Origin of the sequence: Micromonospora sp. RL09-050-HVF-A (assembly GCF_019374995.1) — a bacterium.
GTDB classification, from domain to species: Bacteria; Actinomycetota; Actinomycetes; order Mycobacteriales; family Micromonosporaceae; genus Micromonospora; species Micromonospora antibiotica.
In genome coordinates this window covers 5,016,536-5,035,813 of the sequence record NZ_JAGKQP010000002.1, presented here as the reverse complement: position 1 = coordinate 5,035,813, position 19,278 = coordinate 5,016,536, and the positions used below count along the sequence as shown (strand labels likewise).

Sequence of the window (19,278 nt, the reverse complement as noted above, 5' to 3'; positions counted from 1 at the left end):
CTCAGCGGCGGCTGCGGCGTACGGTGCCGACGACGGAGACGATGAGCAGCAGGGCGAAGCCGGTGCCGGCGGCCTCACCGACCGAGTCGATGAAGCCCTGCCGTTGCACCAACCAGCCGAAGAGGAACCAGCCGACGACGGCGATCCCGGCGACGGCGTACCCGACCATGGTGGCCGTGGAGACCTCGTCGGTCGGTGTCACCCGGTCGCCGTTCGACGCGTCCTCGGCGATCATCTCGTGATCGACGGTCATCCCAGCCCTCCCACCCCGTCCGGCCCCTGACTTCCAGGGTGGCACCCGGTTGCCAGGACGGACAGGGGGAAATACCCCCGATCCGGCCCCTATGGACAACTACCGAGGGGCCGGAGGCGAGACGGCTGCGGCGGGTACGGGTCAGCGCCGGCGCGGCGGCGTTGCCGGGCAGGGGCGCAGGCGGTGCGGGTCAGGTGCCGGGGCGGCGGCCGACCAGGACCACCCGGGAGCCCACCTTGCCCAGCTCCCACCAGCGCACCGCGTCGGTGTGCAGCAGGTTGACGCAGCCGTGCGAACCGATGCCCGCGTTGTGCAGGTAGGTGGTGGTCTCGTGGAAGCCGATCCCGCCGTTGAAGCGCTGCCAGTAGGGCAGCCACACCTCGTACGGGTTGGACCACTCCTTGAGGTTGCGCAGGTTCACCTTGTAGGTGCCGGCGGGGGTGGCGTACCCGGCCATTCCGGTGCGGGTGACGGTGGGCTTGGCGACCACCTTGCCGTCGCGCATCACCCAGGTGGTCTGCCGGGTGAGGTCCACGCAGAAGGTGGTGCCGGAGCCGGCGGAGCAGCGCTTGACGTCGGTGGTGGCGAGTCGCTTCGCCACGTCGAGCGTCAACGGGCCGGCACGACCCTCGGCGGGGCGGATGTCGTACCGCTGCTGGAACTTCTTGATCGCGGCGCAGTCGGCGTCGGTCTGCCGACCGTCCACGGTGACCGTGCCGAACCCGCCCAGCCGGGCCAGGTACGTCTCCACCTCACGCTGGTGCTCGCCCAGCTGGCAGCGGGTCTGGTTGGACTTCTGCGGGACACGCGGGCGACGCCCGGTCGACGCCTTCGGGGTCTTGGTGGCGCGGACCTTCGGCTGCGGCTTCTCCCGGTGCCGGGGCTTCGTGTCGGACCCGGTCAGCTGGTCGGGCAGGGAGCCGGCGCCCGCCCCCGTTACCTGTTCCGCACTGCCGACCGGGGCGAGCCCTCCTCCAGTGCCACCCGGGTCGGCCTGCGGCACGGACGCACACCCACCCGCGCCGACCAGCATGACCATGGCCAGGGCGACGACCCGGGCTCTGTGGCGGACCTGCATCGTGTGCCTCCCCGGATCGGTCGTCCCACTGGTAGACGTGTGTCCCCCGGGAAACGTTGCACCCATTGCGAAGATGTTCTGGCAGTCTCCCACCCCCGTGCAACACTGGATGGTCGACCTGCGGCGGGATCCGCCGCAGATCGGGGAATCCGGCCGAGGAGAGGGACCTGGCGTGAGCGGTGGACCACTGATCGTGCAGTCGGACAAGACCCTGCTGCTGGAGATCGACCACCCGGACGCGCAGTCCTGCCGGATGGCGATCGCGCCCTTCGCCGAGCTGGAACGTTCCCCGGAGCACGTGCACACCTACCGGCTCACCCCGCTGGGCCTGTGGAACGCCCGCGCCGCCGGCCACGACGCCGAGGCGGTGGTCGACGCGCTGCTGAAATACTCCCGCTATCCGGTGCCGCACGCCCTGCTGGTGGACGTGGCCGACACGATGGACCGGTACGGCCGGCTCCAGCTCGCCAACGACCCGGCGTACGGCCTGGTGCTGCGCGGGTTGGACCGGATGGTGCTGATCGAGGTCGCCAAGAGCAAGAAGCTCGCCGGGATGCTCGGTGACAAGATCGACGACGACACGATCCGGGTGCACCCGTCCGAGCGGGGTCGACTCAAGCAGGCGCTGCTCAAGCTGGGCTGGCCGGCGGAGGACCTGGCCGGGTACGTCGACGGTGAGGCGCACCAGATCGAGCTGGCCGAGGCCGGCAAGGACGGCGGCAAGCCGTGGACGCTGCGGTCGTACCAGCGGGAGGCGGTGGAGGCGTTCTGGGCCGGTGGTTCCGGGGTGGTGGTGCTGCCCTGCGGCGCGGGCAAGACCATGGTCGGCGCGGCGGCGATGGCCGAGGCGAAGGCGACCACGCTGATCCTGGTCACCAACACGGTCGCGGGCCGGCAGTGGAAGCGGGAGCTGATCGCCCGCACGTCGCTCACCGAGGAGGAGATCGGGGAGTACTCCGGCGAGCGCAAGGAGATCCGGCCGGTCACCATCGCCACGTACCAGGTGCTCACCTCGCGGCGCGGCGGCGCGTTCACCCACCTGGACCTGTTCGGGGCCCGCGACTGGGGTCTGGTCGTCTATGACGAGGTGCACCTGCTGCCCGCGCCGATCTTCCGGTTCACCGCGGACCTCCAGGCCCGCCGCCGGCTGGGCCTGACGGCCACCCTGGTCCGCGAGGACGGCCGGGAGGGTGACGTGTTCAGCCTGATCGGCCCCAAGCGGTACGACGCGCCGTGGAAGGACATCGAGTCGCAGGGCTGGATCGCCCCGGCCGAGTGCACCGAGGTCCGGGTCACCCTGACCGACGCGGAGCGGATGTCGTACGCGACGGCGGAGGCGGAGGAGCGTTACCGGATGGCGGCGACCGCCCGCACGAAGCTGCCGGTGGTCCGCGCCCTCGTGCAGCGGCACCCCGACGACCAGGTGTTGGTGATCGGGGCCTACATCGACCAGTTGCACCAGCTCGGGGAGTACCTGGACGCGCCGATCATCCAGGGTTCCACCACCAACAAGGAGCGGGAGCGGCTGTTCGACGCGTTCCGCTCCGGCGAGCTGCGGACCCTGGTCATCTCGAAGGTGGGCAACTTCTCCATCGACCTGCCGGAGGCGGCGGTGGCGATCCAGGTGTCCGGCACGTTCGGCTCCCGGCAGGAGGAGGCCCAGCGGTTGGGTCGGGTGCTCCGGCCGAAGGCCGACGGCCGGCAGGCGCACTTCTACACGGTGGTCTCCCGGGACACCATCGACACCGAGTACGCCGCCCACCGCCAGCGCTTCCTCGCCGAGCAGGGGTACGCGTACACCATCGTCGACGCCGACGACGTCCTCGGCCCGCCCCTGCCCACGGTCGACTGACCTGCGCGGTGGGGTGCCGGCAGCCGGTCGCGGCAGGCATGCCCCACGCGCAGGGCGGCTGCGGCCGGGTCGGGGTGCGCTGGTCCCTCGCGCGCCCGGGCCCCGTTGCGTCGGTCCTCTCGCCCTGCGTGCGGCGGGGGTGGGTTGTCCCTCGTGCGTCCTTTGGAGCTGATGACGTCAGCGATTCAGCCGGCATTTCCTCGACTCGCTCAGCCGGGGTCGTCCCGCCCGACAGGCGGTCGTCTCCCCCGGCGGGTACGGTGTCCACAGTCGACTGTGGACACCGGCACGTCGAAGGGGATCCGAGTGAAGCGCCGAATTCTGCACGTCCTGACGATCGCGGTCGTCGCCGTCCCGGGCACCGCGGTGGCCGCCGCGCCGGCCTCGGCCAGCGACGCGCCCGGCTACGTCTGCAACCTCACCCAGAACACCTGGCTGCGCACGGCACCGCACGGCCAGGTGCTGCGCACCCTGACCGCCGGACGTGGGTTCCGCTGGCACGGCCAGGGCTCCTCCGAGGACAACGACACCTGGATCTACGGCCACGGCGCCGAGGACCCGTCCCTGGACGGCTGGGTCCCGGCCGGCAACACCACCTGCTGACCCCACCCGCCGGTATACGCCACCATGATCCACTAAGGGGAGCCGATGTAGCATCGCCGGGATTGCTCGGCAGCGCTACATCGGCTCCCTTGAGTTCATCACGGCGTGCCCGGAAGGCTCAGTTCCGCCGGGGCGGGATGCCGATCTCCTCGATCCGGGCCAGGATGGCCGCGCCGAAGGCGGCGAATCCCACTTCCGGATCCGGCTGCCGAACAAACGCATCGCCTTCCCGCGAGGAGGCCAGCAGACAGGTCGCGTCATAGACCAGCACACCGACCACGCGGCGACCGGTCACCGCCGGGTGGACTCCTGCACCCATCGACCGCGGCCGACCCAGCCCCGGTGATCAAGAGGTTTGCGTCAATCTGAAGATCAAAGTTGACGCAAACCTCTTGATCACCGGGGCGAACGGGGCGGCCGGGCGGCGGGGCAGCGGGGGCGCGCGGAGGCGCAGCGCGGGGCGGGGGCGTGCGGGGGTTACTAGAGGGTGCGGGTGATGTGTTCGGTGGAGATTCGGGCAGCCGACCTGGTGGGGTCGGGGTTGGCGCAGATGACCACGGAGGCGCCGGCGGCCAGCGGGGCGAGCAGCCATTTCACCGGTTGTTCGTGCTCGGCGGCGTCGACCAGCAGGCGGTCGCCGGGGCGCAGGTCGAGTTGGGCGGCGACCTCCTTCGCCAGGCGTCCCCAGACGGCGTAGCTCGTGCCGTCGGGGGTGGCCGGGGCAGCCGGGTGGACGGCGGCGTAGTCGGGTGGGGCGGCGGGGTGCCGGAGCACCTCGGCGGACCAGTCGAGCCAGCCCACCGGCACGTCGGCCAACAATCCGGGGCCGGTGCCGACGAGGTAGCGGTGCACCCCGTCGGGCACGTCCTCCAGCCAGTCGTCGAGGCGTTCCGGGGTGACGAACACCGCGTCGTACGGTCGGTCGCCGCCCGGTTCGAGGACCGGCAACCCGGCGGTGGCGCGCGGCCGGAACGACACCGCCATCCCCACCGACCAGGCCCCGAGCAACACCGCAGCGGTACGCCAGTGCGGCGGCAGCAGCACCGCGACCCGACTGCCCGGCCCCAGCCCGCACCCGTCGCGCAGCAGTCCGGCGGTGCGCGCCGCCCAGTCACCGAGCTGGTTCGCGGTCAACTCCGTCCGCTCCCCGGTCGCGTCGTCGCAGTAGGTCAGCAGCGGCAGATCGACCTGCTCAGGCACATCGGTCGACGTGGTGACGGCGAGGTGGGCAACCATCGGGCCTCCTGTCCGGACGGAACGTCCCACCCTACCGAGCCCACGAGCCACCGAGCGCCAGCCCGGCCACCACCCACCCACCGCACCGCACCGCACCGCACCGCACCGCACCGCACCGAGGAGAGTTGAGTACGCGTGCGCATGACATCGGCACCCGCCGCGACAAGACTCGACCCATGCGAACGAGGATCATGGTCGCCCTTGCCGGGGTCGGCCTGAGCGGGCTGATGTTGACCAGCGGCTGCGGCTACCGGGAGAGCATCTGCAGCGACGGCGAGTACCCGGCGATCGCGGTGGGTGGGCAGGGCGGCAGCGCCTGCTTCCCCGACGGTCAGGAGCCGACCGCACCGTACGTGCGTTACCCGCAGGGCAAGGTCCCGCAGCATGTCGACGACGAGTGGGACGTCTACTGGCGGGACCACGGCATCGACGCGAACGGCACCGTCATCGAGCGGTGACCGGTTCGACCGGGCATGGTGGCGCGTGGCACGACGCGGCTCATGCCACCGGCAGTTCGGGGCCGCCGTCGAGCAGCGCGGCGAGCAGGTCGCCGGACTTCTCCACCCGCCGCAGCACCTCCCCTGCGGTGTACGGCTTCGCCGAGGGCCGTTTCCCGGCCGCCCCCGCCTCGACCTCGTCCCAGGTCAGCGGCGTGGACACCGCCGGCATCGACTGCGCCCGCAGCGAGTACGGCGCGACTGTCGTCTTCGCCGCGTTGTTCTGGCTCCAGTCGATGAAGACCTTCCCGGGCCGCAGGTTCTTCGCCATCCGCGACACGACCAGTTTCGGGTGTGCCTGCTCCAACTCCTGGGCGATCCGTTTCGCGTAGTCGGAGACGACCTCGGCGTCCTGGGTGGCGCTGATCGGGCAGCAGAGCTGCATGCCCTTCTTGCCGGAGGTCTTCGGGTAGGCCGTCACCCCGTCGAGGGCGAGCCGGTCGCGCAGCAGGACGGCCACCCGGCAGCACTGCCGCAGGGTGGCCGGCGGGCCGGGGTCGAGGTCGACCACCATCAGGTCCGGGTGGGTGCCGATCCGCCACTGCGGGGTGTGCAGTTCGAGGGCGGCGAGATTGGCCAGCCAGACCAGGGTGGGCAGGTCGTCGGCGACCACGTAGTCGATGGTCTCCCGACCCTTGCTCGATCCGGGCACGGGCAGCGTCTCGGTGCGTACCCAGGTGGGGGTGGCGGCGGGGGCGTTCTTCTCGAAGAACGAGCCACCGGTGACGCCGTTGGGAAACCTGATCCGGGTCAACGCCCGGTCGGCCAGGTGCGGCAGCAGCACCGGGGCGATCCGGGTGTAGTAGTCGATCACCTCGCCCTTGGTGAAGCCGACCTGCGGAAAGAGCACCTTGTCCAGGTTGGACAGGTCCAACGCCCGGCCGTCGACCTCGACCTTCACCCGCTCAGGCATCCTCCACCTCCCCGGGCGGCTTGTCGGGGCGCAGCCGCAGCACCCGGGGGAACCGCAGCCGCCCGTCCGGGGTGCGCTGGCCGTACTTGACCTCCACCACGATGAGGGGGGTTACCCAGATCGCCCCCCGGGCATCCTCGCGCGGCACGTCCCCGCCGAACGGCGACCCGTCGGTGCGCAGCGGTTCGAGTTCGCGTAGCAGTTCCCGTTCCAGGGCCGCGCCGATCCCACCGCCGACCCGCCCCCGGTAGGTGAGCCGCCCGTCCGGGCCGGGCACCCCGACCAGCAGCCCGCCGATCTTCCGCGCGCCGGGCCGCCAGCCGCCGACCACGAAGTCGCCGGTCACCTCCAGTTTGACCTTCACCCAGTCCGGCGAGCGCACCCCGGGCCGGTAGACCGAGTCGGCCCGCTTGGCCAGCACCCCCTCCAGGCCGTGTTCCCCGGCCGCCTGGTAGGTGGCGGCACCGTCGGTGAAGCAGGGTGGCACCGCCCACCGGGCCGCCCCCAGCCCCAGGCCGTCGAGCGCCGCCCGCCGTTCGTGGTACGGCCACCCGGTGAGGTCCTCGCCCCGCAACCGCAACACGTCGAAGATCATGTAGGTGACCGGGATGGTGGCCGCCAGCCGGGCCGCCTTCGCCCGGTCCCGCACGTGCATCCGCTCGGCGAGGGCGGTGAACGAGGGCTGCCCGGCCGGGTCGAAGAGGACCACCTCACCGTCGAGCAGCGCGTCGTCGACCTGCTCGGCCAGGGTCACCAGCTCCGGGTAGGCGGCGGTGATCTCCACACCGGAGCGGGCGTACAGGTGCGGGTGGCCACCGACCAGGTCGGCGAGCGCGCGTACCCCGTCCCACTTGAACTCGTACGCCCAGCCGGCACCCACCGGGAGCGGCCCGGTCGTCGCGAGCATCGGCTTCAACGGCGGGCCGGGCACCTGTCCGACTGTAGTTGCGCACGGAAGCGCGTGCGGCGGCTTCGATCGTTTGCGATCCTGGTCAGATCGGGGAGAGGAGCAGGGGATGCGGGCGATCTGGAAAGGAGCGGTGTCGTTCGGGCTGGTCTCGATCGGGGTGAAGCTCTACTCGGCCACCGAGGAGAAGGACATCCGGTTCCACCAGGTGCACCGCGACGACGGCGGCCGGATCCGCTACAAGCGCACCTGCTCGGTCTGCGGCGAGGAGGTCAGCTACGACGACATCGCCAAGGGGTACGACCTGGGCGGCGGCGAGCTGGTGATCCTGACCGACGCCGACTTCGCCGACCTGCCGTTGACCAGTTCCCGGGCGATCGACGTGCTGGAGTTCGTCCCCGCCGAGCAGGTCGACCCGATCCTCTACAACAAGGCGTACTTCCTGGAGCCCGAGGGGACCGCCACCAAGCCGTACGTGCTGTTGCGGGACGCGCTGGCCGACTCGGAGCGGGTGGCGATCGTCAAGGTGGCGCTGCGCCAGCGGGAACAGTTGGCCACCCTGCGGGTCCGCGACGGGGTGCTGCTGCTCAACACGATGCTCTGGCCCGACGAGGTGCGTACCCCCGACTTCGGTTTCCTCGACGAGGACCTGAAGGTCCGCCCGCCGGAGCTGGCGATGGCCGCCTCGCTGATCGACTCGATGGCCGGGGAGTTCCAGCCGGACGCCTTCACCGACGACTACCGGGCGGCGTTGCAGGAGGTCATCGACGCCAAGGTGGAGGGCCGTGAGGTGGTCCAGCCGGCGGAGGAGGAGGCCGCGCCGGCCGCCGCGGTGGACCTGATGGCGGCGTTGAAGGCGTCCGTCGAGCGGGCCCGGGTGGCCCGGGGCGAGACGCCGTCCGGCGGGGCGGGCGAGCCGACGCCGATCTCGTCGGCCCGGTCGGCCAAGCGGGCGTCGAAGGCCCAGCCGGCGAAGACCCCGACGGCGAAGGCGGCGAAGGCCCAGGCGGCGAAGGCGGAACCGGCGAAGAAGACCCCGGCCCGGAAGGCCCCGGCGCAGAAAGCGGAACCGGCGAAGAGAACCGCCGAGAAGAAGACCGCCAAGGCCCCCGCGAAGAAGACCGCCGAGAAGAAGGCCACCAGGGCCCCCGCGAAGCAGGCCGCCGAGAAGAAGACCGCCCCGCGCAGGAGCGCCTGACCGGGCGGGTTCCGACGCCGTCGGGGCAGGTCCGGCGTTGCCCCGGCGCGACGGCGGACCGTCCGCCGGGGCCCACCCCCGGCGGTCAGCCCATGCCGAGCTTCTGGGTGGGGGTGATCCGGACGATCACCCGCTCCTCGCCCGGCCGCCGGAACGGGTAGGTGTCCTGCCCGAGGTACTTCTTGGCCAGCCGGTCGATGTGCGCGTCGGCGCCCTCGGTGACGAACTCGGCGGTGCCCCTCACCCAGAGGGTGCGGAAGTCGTCGGCCCGGTCGACCACCGAGATCGCGACCACGGGGTTCCGGGCGATGTTGTGGTATTTCTGCCGCCCCAGGGCGGTGTTGAACAGGATGTGCTCGCCGTCGACGTCCACCCAGACCGGGGTGACGTGCGGCGTGCCGTCCGCCTCGATGGTCGCCACGTGGGCGAGTTGCGGCTCGGAGAGCAGAGCCCGGTCGTCGTCGGTGAGGATCGCCATGGTCGAGAACCTACCGCCGCCCGGCGTCCGGCACCCGCCAAGAGAGGGAGGAAACCGGAGGCCCCGGCCCGTTCGGGGACACGGCGGGCAGGCGACGGCCCACCCACGGCATCGACCCGGGTACCGTGTGCGCTGGCCACGGCACCGGGTCGCCGGGCCGGCCACCCACATCAGCAGGGAGTCGAGGACGTGAGCGAGCGTACGGAGAACCGTTCGGCGGGCCAGGGCCAGGGCTCGGAGACGAAGGCACAGCGGCGGCTCGCCGCCCAGTTGGCGGCGCAGAAGGCCGCCGAGGCGCGCAAGCGCCGGCAGGCGTGGTTGGGTGCCGTGGCCGGCGTCGCCGTCATCGCGGTGATCGTCGGGGTGTTCGTGGTGGTGCGCAACGGCGAGAAGGAGGACCCGAAGCCGGCTGCCGCTCCCGTCGGCTGCGCGGGTGACTTCCCCAAGCTGCCCGAGGGTGCCGACCAGGCGCTCTGCACGAAGCCGCAGGCCACCAAGGGCGAGGGTGAGCTGACCGGGCTGAAGGCGACCCCGTTGATCCGGGGCACCGGCCCGGCCGCGCAGGCCGGCCAGCAGATCACCGTGAACTACGTGGGTGTGTCGTACAAGACCGGTGAGGAGTTCGACGCCTCCTGGAAGCGGTCCGAGCCGTTCACCTTCGGCCTCGGCCAGGGCAACGTCATCCCGGGCTGGGACCAGGGCATGCAGGGCCAGACCGTGGGCAGCCGGGTGCAGCTCGACATTCCCGCCGACCTGGCGTACGGCGACAAGCCGCAGCGTCCGGGTGCGCCCTCCGGCCCGCTGCGGTTCATCGTCGACGTGCTGGCGGTGCAGTAGACCACAGGGGTCTTCCGGCCCGACACCTACCGGCAGTAGGTTCGGGGTCACCGTGGGCGGCCGGCCCGTGCCACGGTGACCCCCACCGACCCGGAGGTGCGCGTGCCGGCGCTTGACGTTCCCGGGCGGACCGCCCGGGTGATGTGGACGCACGTCGAACCCCTGCACGCGATCACCTACTTCCATCCCCGGGCCCGCGCCGCCCACGAGGCGATCGGGCTGCGCGGCTACTGGCGGGGCTACTTCGCCGGCCGGGCCGCCCCGCTGGGCCCGGTCGACGCCGCCCCGGTGATCGCCGCTTTCTTCACCTTCGCCCCGCCCATGGTGAGCCGTGCGCTGCCGGCGGTGTGGCAGCTGGCCTCCCCCGAGGAGGCGTTGCGCGCCCGACTCACCGGTGCCGTGCAGGCGCTGGCCGAACTCACCTATGAGCTGCCCGAGGCGCACCTGGCCGAGGCGGCGGAGCTGCTGGAGGCGGCGGCTGTCGGGGCGGACACCGCCGGCCGGGTGCTCGGTGCGGCCAACGCCGCCCTGCCCCGGGGCGACTATCCGCTGGCCCGGCTCTGGCAGGCCGCCACCACGCTGCGGGAGCACCGGGGCGACGGGCACGTGGCCGCCCTGGTCGCCGCCGGTCTCGACCCGGTCGAGACGTTGGCCTTCCGGGTGGCCGGGGCATGCCGGCGGAGCACCTGCTCGGCCGGGGTTGGACGCCGGAGCAGTGGGTGCAGGCCCGGGGCCGGCTGGTCGACCGGGGTTGGCTGACCGGCGACGGCGAGACCACCGAGGAGGGGCGGGCCGGCTTCCAGGCCGTGGAGGACGCCACGGACGTCGCCGCCGGCCGGCCCTGGCGGGTCCTCGGGCCGGACGACACCGGGCGGCTGCGGGAGTTGCTCGTCCCCGTCGCCCGCGCCTGTCACACGATCATCCCTACGGACAGCCCCATCGGGCTGCCCGCTCTGCACCCCTGACCGCCCCCGCTCTGCACCCCCGACCGCGCCGGCCCGGCTGCCGGGGCGGTCGCGGTCGACCACGCCGGTCCGGGCTGGTCGCGACCCCTCCCGCTCCGCCCGGCGCGATATTGACACACCTATTAACCTCAGGATGACCGCGACGTCGGGAGCGCTCCCACGTCGAGGTGGAGAGCCGTCCCCTAGTCCCCGTGGCACCGCCACGGGCCCCCACTCTCCAGGTCGGCTGCCGGTCGCCGCCAGCCCCATCGACCACCGCAACGACGACCGTCGTGCGGGCCGGCCCCTGTGCGCCGCAGCCTGCCCGGTCGCGAAAGGTAGGAACGTGCGACGTACGAAGACCGACCAGTGGACCCAGGAACTGCGCGACGTGCGAGACCCCGCCGAACTGTTCGGTGGAAGCGCCCAGACGGCGGTTCTCCGCCTGCTCACCATGGCGGGCAAGGTTCCCTTTCGGTCCGCCTTCGACGGGCTGACCCTGCGTGAGCAGGCATTCGTCCGGCACCTGCTCGGCCGGCAGCAGCTGCGCCTGACCCCGCCCGGCGACGACGTGTCGCCCGCCCGGTTCGTGCTGTCCCACTCGACGCTCGGCAAGCTGACCGTGCACGAACCGGCCCGGGGTGACCTGCCGACTGAGGAGGTCGTGGCCGAGATCGCGCTGCCCGACTGGATGACCGAGATGCTCGACGAGGAGTGCCTGGCGGCCGAGGCCGAGGAGGAGCACCAGCGCCACGAGCTGGACCAGCTGCTGCACGCCTGGCACGCCGACGGCAGCCTGCCGCAACGGCTCGAGGAGGTCATCGACTGGGTCGAACGCGTCGAGACGGTGCTGATCTACGTGCAGCGTCGGGTGTTCTCCCGCTCCGACTCCGGTTCCAGCACCCTGATCCGCGACGGCGTGCTGCCCGCGCTGCGGGACCGCGCCCCGGCCGGCTGGAGCCCGGAGGAGCGGCTGTTCGTGTCGGCGATCCAGTTGCTGTTCCGCACCGGCCGGGCGGTGCGGTTCGAGGAGTTCAACGGCCGCCAGCTCAGCGCGGTCAGCCTGCGGCGGGTGCTCACCACCCGCTGTGCGACGTACCTGCGGGCGCTCGGCGAGCCGGTCGCCGGGCAGGTGAGCACGGCGACCCTGACCGAGCTGGCCGTCCTCGCCGGTGACCTGGTGGAACTCGTCGACGGCGGCGACCACATGCGCTACCGGCGGGTCAACGGGCTGACCTACGCCAAGGACGAGTACCTGCTGCCATGGGCGCAGGACCAGCGCCATCAGGACGAGCTGCCCCAGACGCTTCGTACCCTCAGCGGCCTCCTGACCGAGCAGGTCGACGACGGGGACGCCCCCACCTGGGTACGGGACGCCACCGCCGCCGCGCTGCGTACCGCCCACCGCGGTGGTGACCGGCACGAGCTGACCCGGATCCTGGAGGGCATCGTGCTGGGCGCGGTCGTCGACGCCCACGCCGACTACGGCATGTCCAGCGGCATCCGGGACCTGTCCCGGCTGAGCGGGCCGGCCGGGCAGTACGGCGAGGAGGTGGCGGGCCTGAAGAAGCCGGACTTCTTCTGCTGCGTGCTGCCCAGCCCGCAGATGGCCGCCGACCTACCCGGCGACGCCGTCACCGACATCCTGTGGCAGGTCGCCCAGCGGATGATGTACAACCGTTGGCACTTCGTGCCCGGCAACTTCGACCGGGTCGAGGTGCCCCGGCAACGGCACTACTTCTTCCCGCCGCTGGTGCCCGACATCGGCGAGTGGGGCGACCTGCGCCACGGTGGTCACAGCACCGCCCGCGTCCGCTACACCCTGCGCGCCCCCGGCGCGGCGATGTGGAAGCAGCCGCTCACCGTCGCCGGTCGACAGTACCGGGGCGCGTTCGACATCCGGCTGGTACGCATGGACGGGCCACCGTTCACCCTGGACGACCTGCGGATCGCCTCCCGGTACTCCGCCCTGGTCGACGTGTTCTGGCGGGAGATCGCCGGCTACGCCGAGGCCCACGACGGTTGGACCCCGACGATCGCCTCGTTCGACGCCGACTGGTACGCGAAGCACACCTGGCACGAGCCGGTGGAGCGGCTGGTCGCGAGCACCCAGACGGTCGGCGGGCGCGCGTGAGCGTCCACCCGCACCACGTCGTCGTCAACGACGAGGACCAGCATTCCCTGTGGCCGACGGACCGGCCCGTGCCCGACGGTTGGACGACGGTCTTCACCGCGTCGACCGAGGCGTGCCTGGCGTACGTCGCCGAGCACTGGACCGACCTGCGGCCCGCGTCGCTGCGTACCGCCGACGGGTTCTCCTCCCCCGACGGGCGGCGGGGTCCGGCCACGGTGGACACCGCGCGGTCGGTCGCCACCGGGCCGCGCCGTCCGATCGACCAGGTCCCGTTGCACGTGCTCGTCGACGAGGCGCTCGCGGCCGACCCGGGGCGGATCGCGGTGCGCTTCGCAGGTGTCGAGGTCACCGCGGGTGACCTACTGGCCCGGGTCCGGCACACCGCCCGGGTGCTGCGGGCCCACGGTGCGGGTCCGGAGACGCCGGTCGCGGTGCTGCTGCCCCGCTCGGTGGACGCGGTGGTGGCGATCCTCGGGGTGCTGGCCGCCGGGTCGGCGTACCTGCCGCTGTCCGTCCACGACCCGGCGGACCGGCGGACCCGGATCCTGGCGGACGCGGGTGACCCGGTGCTGCTGACCGGGCCGGGGCACCGGGGCCTGGTGCCCGCCGGCTACCCGGCGGCCGTGCTCGACGTGTCGGCGTTGCCCGACGCGCCCGGCGGCGACGACGGTGACGGTGGCTGCCGGGTGGAGAACCTGGCGTTCATCATGTACACCTCAGGCACCAGCGGCGCACCCAAGGGTGTCCTCGGCACCCACCGCCAGCTGGTCAACTATGTGCGCTGGTGCGCCGAGGAGTTCGCGTTCCAGCCGCAGGAGCGGGCGGTGCTGCACGCCCCGCTGTACTTCGTCGGGTCGGTGATGACCCTGTTCACCGCCCTCGTCGCGGGCTGGGAGCTGGAGGTCGCCCCGGAGCCGGTCGCCTTCGACGACCTGATCGCGTTGACCGGCGTCGCACCGTGCGGGTTCCTGAAACTCACCCCGTCGCACGTACGGGCGATGACCGCCCTCGGTGGCGTGGACGACGTCGCCCGTCAGGTCATGATCGGCAGTGAGCCGCTGTACCTGACCCCCGAGTTCGACAGGTGGATCAGCAACAGCCCGAAGTCGGGCTTCGGCAACCACTACGGCATGAGCGAGACCGTCGGCGCCACCTGGTACTGGATCGGCACGGACCGTACGGTCGGCCGACGGCTGCCGGTCGGTGCGCCCATCCCCAATGCCGAGGTGCACATCCTCGACGAGCAGGGTCGGCCCGTGCCACCGGGTGGGACCGGCGAGATCTGCCTCGGCGGGGCCGTCATCGGCCGTGGCTACCACGGTCAGCCGGTGCTGACCGCCCAACGGTGGATCCCCCATCCGGCGGGCGGCGGTGCCCGGCTGCTGCGCACCGGTGACCTCGGCCGGTTGGGTCCCGACGGGGTGTTGGACGTGCTCGGCCGCGCCGACCGGCAGGTGAAGATCCGTGGCCAGCGGGTCGAGCCGCCGGCGGTCGAGGACGCGCTGCGCCGGTGCCCCGGTGTCGCCGAGGCGGTGGTGATCGCCGAACCCGACGGCCACGACCTGCACCTGGTCGCCTACCTGCGGTCCGAGGCGGAGCCGCGACCCACCGAGGCGCAGTTGCGCGCCCACGCCGCCGGGTTGCTGCCGGAGGCGTCCGTCCCGAGCCGGTTCCGCTACGTCACGCAGTACCCGCTCACCCCGAACGGCAAGGTCGACACCCGTCTGCTGCCCACCACCGCGACGGTACGACCCGCACTGAGCACCACGTACGTCGCGCCGTCCGGGGAGTTGCAGACGGCGGTGGCGGCGGTGATCGCCGGGGTGCTGCGGGTGGACCGGCTGGGGGTCGACGACGACTTCTTCGAGCTGGGCGGCGACTCCATGCAGGTCGTCGAGGTGGTCACCCGGCTCGACGAGGAACTGGGCCTGCCGGTGGGTATCGCCGACCTGTTCGACCGCCGTACGGTGCGCGCCCTGGCCGCCGCGTTGGACGGCCCCGGCACCCCGACGGTCGGGACCCCGACGGTCGTGGCCGTGGAGCCGGCGGACCGGTCGACCCCGACCGGGGTCGGGCAGCCGGTCGCCCCGGACACGGCGATCCAGGCGCGGTTCGCCGGAGCGCCCACCGCCTCCGCACCGCTGACCTGGGGTCAGGTGGCGATGTACCGGCCCATGCAGTGGTTCGGGGAGGCCAGCAAGGACTTCAACATCAGGCGGGTGCTGCGGTTGACCGCCCCGGCCCCGGCCGAGCGGGTGACTGCGGCCTGGTCGGAGCTGGTGCTGCGGCACCAGGTGCTGCGGACCCTGATGACCGACGACGGCGACGGCCCCCGCCAGCACCTGCGTGCCGACGGGACGTACCCGCCGCTGGTGCGGGACACCACCGCCGACGCGCTGCCGCAGGCCGCCGACGACGCCGCCGCCGAGCTGGCCGGCACCGCGTTCCAACTGGACCGGGAGTGGCCGGTGCGGTGGGCGCTGCTGCGGGTCGACGGGCTGGTCGAGGCCGTCGCCGTGGCCGCGTCGCACGTGTCGCTGGACGCCTGGTCGCTGGAGTTGCTGCTGGCCGAGCTGCGCACCCTGGTCGACGGGGAACGCGCCCTGCCCGCACCGGGCTGGCAGCCGTTGGACCAGGCCGGCTACGAGGCTTCGCCCGCCGGGCAGCGCCGGGCCCGCCAGTCACTGGCGTACTGGCGGGCCCGGTTGCCTGCGGTGCCGCACCGGATCTTCGACGGGCCGGAACACGACGGGGGTACGCTGCCGGTCGTCACCTGGCGGATGGAGTCGACCGCCGTGGCCGCTGCCGCCGCCACCCTGGCCGAGCGGACCGGCGCGTCGTCGTCCACGGTGGTGCTGACCGCCGCGCTGCTGGTCCAGGCGGCGCTGACCGGCCGGGACCGGGCCGTGGTGAAGCTCATCGCGGGCAACCGGAACACCCCCCGTCAGCGGCAACTCGCCACCGGCATCGCCCAGAACGCGTTGCTGGTCTTCGACGTCGGCGACGGCGACGTCGAGGACGCGGTACGGCGCTGCTACCGCGACTCGACCGAGTCCTACTTCCACGCCACCTACCCGCCGGAGGCGTTGGACGACCTGATCGCGGCCGAGGGCGCCCAGGCCGACCTGTCGGTGTACTTCAACGACTCCCGGATGGGCCGGGACTTCGACCCGCCGACGGGTACGCCCGACCTTGCGACGCTTGAGGAACTGGCCGCGCACACCACGGTGCGGCAGCTCACCGCCGTCGCCCGGCACGACATGACCTTCTTCCTCGCCATGCCCCACCTCGCCGGGGGCTGCGCGCTGCACCTGCTCGCCGACACCCGGCGCGTGCCCGCAGCCACCTGCCTGCGGGCGCTGCGGGGCATCGAGACGTTGCTGTGCGAGGCGGTGCTGCGACCGGTGCCGGTCCGGGACGTCGCCGCGCTGCTGGACCTCGGTTGAACCGCCCCACCCCACCGCAAGGAGCCTCGATGACCGACCCGTACCCGCTGCTGCACCGGTTGGCCGCCGCCGACGACGACGCGCTCACCGGCACCCCGCTGCCGCCCGACGGTCGCTACCAGGTCGTCACCACCACCATCGACGAGGTAACCGCCCAGATCGTGCGTACCCTCACGCACGGGTTCGCCGGCCGCAGCCCGGCCGACTTCCCGCTGCTGGTGCTCGGCTGGGGGCGCTGCCGGGTGGGTTCGACCGCGGTGACGAACCTGTTCGGCATGGCCCAGGCGGCGGCCTACTACCAGCCGGTCAAGACCATCGGCCGGTTCGCGCTCACCGGTGGTGAGGGTTCGCCGTGGAAACTGCCCGACGGTGAGCCGGTGCTGTTCGCCAAGGAGATGGCCGGGCCGTACGTGCCGTTCGAGGCGTTGTTCAACCCGGCGCGTTGCCTGATCGAGGCGGGGTGGCCGGTCGACCGGCTGCGCCTGCTGGTGCTGGACCGTCAGCCCCGGGCGTCGCTCGACTCGTGGATGGCCAAGTGGGCCGGCAAGATCGGCCGGGAGCGGGTGGTGCAGAACTTCGTGCTCAGCACCCTCAACTACGCGCGGATGCGCCGGTACGCGGCGGCGGAGGGGCTGGCGGTGACGCACTTCCCGTACGAGTGCAGCCGGTTCCCGCAGGAGACGGTGTCGCGGTTGTTCACCCGCCTCGACATCGGTCACCTGTACCGGCCGGAGATGCTCACCGGTTGGGGTGCCGCCGGTGACCTCAACTCCGACCAGTCCAAGATCCACAATCCGGTCGAGCCGGAGCCGTACGTCGTGCCCGGCCTGCACGGCAACGCCGACGAGTACCGCTTCCGGGAGCGTCAGGTCACGGCCCTCACCGAGGCGGAGCTGGCCGTGGCGGACAGCCCCGAGGTGGTCGACTCCTACCAGCTCTCGGTGCGTGGCTGCGCCCAGGAGCTGGAGCTGCCCGTGGTGCTGCGGGACAAGGTCTTCGGCTGACCCGATGACCACCTCCACCACCGGCACCGGTCAGCAGTGGCGCGAGGCCGCCGCCGCCCGGCTGCGCATCGCCCGGCAGTTCCCCGCCGCCGGGCCCGGCTGGAGTGCCGTCGCGCTCGCGCTCAGCGTGTCCCGGGGGGTGCTGCCGGTCGTGTTCGCGATCGCCGTCAGCGTCACCGTGGGGCGGATCGGCCCGGTGCTGGCCGGCACCACCGCGCAGGCCGAGGTGTGGTGGCCGCTGGCCGCGGCCGGGGCGGCGTTGATCGCGCTGCAACTGGCCGAGGCGGCGCAGAAGGCCGTCGCCGAGCAGCTCGGTCGACGGGTCGACGGGCACATGTACCGGCGGCTCATCGCCGCGTCGCTGTCGACCCGGGAGATCACCCCGCTGGAGGACCCGGCGGTCCTGGACGAGTTGGGTGAGGCCGGGCACGAGCTGCGGTTCGCGTTCCGCACCCCCGGCGCGGCGTACGCCGGGCTGATCGCGCTGATCGGGCCGTACACCCAGGTCGTCGGGTTCACGGTGGTGGTCGCGGTGGTGCTGGGCCCGTGGGCGGCGCTGGCGATGCTGGTGGTGGTGTTGTTGTTCCGGCACGGCCAGCGGGGTGGGTTGCGCCGCTACGCCCGGGTCATCCGCGACGTGGCGGCGCTGCGCCGGGAGAGCCGTTACCTGCGCGGGCTGGCGATGGGTCCGGCCGCCGCGAAGGAGCTGCGTGTCTTCGGCCTGACCGGCTGGCTGACGGAGCGCTACCGGCAGGTCTACCGTCGGGTCCTGGCCCCGGTGTGGGCCGAGCGGCGGCGCATCTACCTGCGGCCCTACCTGCTCTACACGGCCGTCGGGTTGGTCGGCGTGGCCGCCGTGCTGGCGCTGGCCGGGGTACGCGCCGCCGACGGGGCGGTCGACCTGGCCGGGTTGGCGCTGGTGTTGCAGGCGGTGATGGCGCTGATCCGGCTGGGGGAGTTCTATCCCGACTCCGACACCCAGACCCAGTACGGCATGAACGCCGAGACCGCCGTCACGGCGTTCGAGCGGGCCATGGCCCGCTATGCCGAGCCACCCGACACCGGCCGGGCCGGGCCGCCCGCCACCACCGCCCCGGCGATCGACTTCACCGGGGTACGTTTCGGCTACCCCGGTGCGGCCCGGCCGGTGCTCGACGACCTGGACCTGCACATCCCCGCCGGGCAGTGCACCGCCCTGGTGGGGGCGAACGGGGCGGGCAAGACCACCCTGGTGAAGCTCCTGGCCCGGCTGTACTCGCCCGACGCCGGCACGGTACGCGCCGACGGCGCCGACATCGCCGACCTGCCGGCGCGGGACTGGCAACGCCGGATCGCCGTGGTGTTCCAGGACTTCGTGCGCTACGAGCTCTCCGCCGCCGCCAACATCGGCTTCGGTGCCGTCGAGCACCTCGACGACCGGGCCGGGGTACGCCGCGCGGCACAGGCGGCAGGGCTGCTCGACACCCTCGACGCGTTGCCGAACGGCCTGGACACGGTGTTGTCCCGGGCCTACGAGGGTGGTCTGGACCTGTCCGGTGGGCAGTGGCAGCGGATCGCCATCGCACGTGCCCTGTTCGCGCTCTACCACGGCAGCACCGTGCTCGTGCTCGACGAGCCCACGGCGGCGTTGGACGTCCGCGCCGAAGCCGAGTTCTTCGCCCGGTTCGCCGAGCTGACCCGGGGCCGGACGACGATCCTCATCTCGCACCGGCTGTCCAGCGTCCGGTTGGCCGACCGGATCGTCCTGCTCGACCAGGGGAAGGTCGTCGAGCAGGGCAGCCACGACGAGCTGATGGCGGCGGGTGGCCGGTACGCCGCCATGTTCACCCTCCAGGCGGAACGTTTCGCCGACGACGACGCCGGCAGCGGCCCGCAGACCGAGGTGGTGAGGTGAGCCG

General features: G+C 72.5%; 16 protein-coding genes and 1 pseudogene. 10 read left to right on the top strand and 7 right to left on the bottom strand.

All coding sequences use genetic code 11. From position 1 onward, the window contains the following. Nucleotide 1: 1 nt before the first annotated feature. Both J7462_RS22305 and J7462_RS22300 read right to left on the bottom strand, forming a co-directional pair. Nucleotides 2-253, bottom strand: coding sequence for a hypothetical protein (locus tag J7462_RS22305; protein ID WP_208565612.1), 252 nt, complete (start codon nt 251-253; stop codon nt 2-4). 190 nt (nt 254-443) lie between these two features. Next, the gene (locus J7462_RS22300; RefSeq protein WP_219466103.1) at nt 444-1,331 is read right to left on the bottom strand and encodes a L,D-transpeptidase family protein; all 888 of its coding nucleotides are present in this window, start codon (nt 1,329-1,331) and stop codon (nt 444-446) included. A gap of 172 nt (nt 1,332-1,503) precedes the next feature. Here J7462_RS22300 and J7462_RS22295 point away from each other — a divergent pair, with 172 nt between their 5' ends. Together J7462_RS22295 and J7462_RS22290 are read left to right on the top strand one after the other, a co-directional pair. Next, on the top strand, nt 1,504-3,183 hold the full coding sequence (locus tag J7462_RS22295; protein WP_219466101.1) for a DNA repair helicase XPB: 1,680 nt from the start codon (nt 1,504-1,506) through the stop codon (nt 3,181-3,183). Between the two features lie 306 nt (nt 3,184-3,489). Continuing rightward, the gene (locus J7462_RS22290; RefSeq protein ID WP_219466098.1) at nt 3,490-3,786 is read left to right on the top strand and encodes a hypothetical protein; all 297 of its coding nucleotides are present in this window, start codon (nt 3,490-3,492) and stop codon (nt 3,784-3,786) included. Between the two features lie 118 nt (nt 3,787-3,904). On the opposite strand, the gene J7462_RS22285 is transcribed toward J7462_RS22290, so the two are convergent. Together J7462_RS22285 and J7462_RS22280 are read right to left on the bottom strand one after the other, a co-directional pair. After that, nucleotides 3,905-4,081, bottom strand: a complete 177-nt coding sequence (locus tag J7462_RS22285; protein ID WP_219466096.1) for a hypothetical protein — start codon at nt 4,079-4,081, stop codon at nt 3,905-3,907. Between the two features lie 185 nt (nt 4,082-4,266). Continuing rightward, the gene (locus J7462_RS22280; protein ID WP_219466093.1) at nt 4,267-5,022 is read right to left on the bottom strand and encodes a TIGR03089 family protein; all 756 of its coding nucleotides are present in this window, start codon (nt 5,020-5,022) and stop codon (nt 4,267-4,269) included. Between the two features lie 176 nt (nt 5,023-5,198). Between J7462_RS22280 and J7462_RS22275 the strand changes: the two genes are divergently transcribed. Next, entirely contained in the window at nt 5,199-5,480 is a 282-nt protein-coding gene (locus tag J7462_RS22275; protein WP_219466092.1) for an SCO0607 family lipoprotein, read from the top strand. Between the two features lie 40 nt (nt 5,481-5,520). Here the strand turns inward: J7462_RS22275 and ligD (J7462_RS22270) are convergent, their stop codons facing one another. Together ligD (J7462_RS22270) and ligD (J7462_RS22265) are read right to left on the bottom strand one after the other, a co-directional pair. Then, nucleotides 5,521-6,432, bottom strand: a complete 912-nt coding sequence (ligD, locus tag J7462_RS22270; RefSeq protein ID WP_219466089.1) for a non-homologous end-joining DNA ligase — start codon at nt 6,430-6,432, stop codon at nt 5,521-5,523. Further along, on the bottom strand, nt 6,425-7,363 hold the full coding sequence (gene ligD / locus J7462_RS22265) for a non-homologous end-joining DNA ligase (RefSeq protein ID WP_219466085.1): 939 nt from the start codon (nt 7,361-7,363) through the stop codon (nt 6,425-6,427). Before ligD (J7462_RS22265) ends, ligD (J7462_RS22270) begins: the two co-directional genes overlap by 8 nt. An 85-nt stretch (nt 7,364-7,448) precedes the next feature. Here ligD (J7462_RS22265) and J7462_RS22260 point away from each other — a divergent pair, with 85 nt between their 5' ends. Continuing rightward, complete coding sequence (locus J7462_RS22260) at nt 7,449-8,537, top strand: Ku protein (protein ID WP_219466082.1); 1,089 nt, start codon at nt 7,449-7,451, stop codon at nt 8,535-8,537. A gap of 85 nt (nt 8,538-8,622) precedes the next feature. Here J7462_RS22260 and J7462_RS22255 read toward each other — a convergent pair whose 3' ends face one another. Then, complete coding sequence (locus J7462_RS22255; RefSeq protein ID WP_208565601.1) at nt 8,623-9,015, bottom strand: PPOX class F420-dependent oxidoreductase; 393 nt, start codon at nt 9,013-9,015, stop codon at nt 8,623-8,625. 189 nt (nt 9,016-9,204) lie between these two features. Here J7462_RS22255 and J7462_RS22250 point away from each other — a divergent pair, with 189 nt between their 5' ends. The 6 genes and pseudogenes from J7462_RS22250 to J7462_RS22225 all read left to right on the top strand — a co-directional run bounded on the left by J7462_RS22250 (nt 9,205) and on the right by J7462_RS22225 (nt 19,274). Beyond that, nucleotides 9,205-9,852 (top strand): FKBP-type peptidyl-prolyl cis-trans isomerase, encoded by a 648-nt coding sequence (locus tag J7462_RS22250; RefSeq protein ID WP_208565600.1) that lies wholly within the window; start codon nt 9,205-9,207, stop codon nt 9,850-9,852. A gap of 141 nt (nt 9,853-9,993) precedes the next feature. After that, a pseudogene (locus J7462_RS22245) lies at nt 9,994-10,817 on the top strand (hypothetical protein). A 325-nt stretch (nt 10,818-11,142) separates the two neighbouring features. Beyond that, on the top strand, nt 11,143-12,930 hold the full coding sequence (locus J7462_RS22240; RefSeq protein ID WP_219466076.1) for a hypothetical protein: 1,788 nt from the start codon (nt 11,143-11,145) through the stop codon (nt 12,928-12,930). Then, nucleotides 12,927-16,376: an AMP-binding protein gene (locus J7462_RS22235; protein WP_219466075.1), complete on the top strand. Its 3,450-nt coding sequence runs from the start codon at nt 12,927-12,929 to the stop codon at nt 16,374-16,376. Before J7462_RS22240 ends, J7462_RS22235 begins: the two co-directional genes overlap by 4 nt. Nucleotides 16,377-16,405: 29 nt before the next feature. Next, the gene (locus tag J7462_RS22230; RefSeq protein ID WP_219466072.1) at nt 16,406-17,380 is read left to right on the top strand and encodes a hypothetical protein; all 975 of its coding nucleotides are present in this window, start codon (nt 16,406-16,408) and stop codon (nt 17,378-17,380) included. Nucleotides 17,381-17,384: 4 nt separating this feature from the next. Next, entirely contained in the window at nt 17,385-19,274 is a 1,890-nt protein-coding gene (locus J7462_RS22225) for an ABC transporter ATP-binding protein (protein ID WP_219466069.1), read from the top strand. Nucleotides 19,275-19,278: the final 4 nt, after the last annotated feature.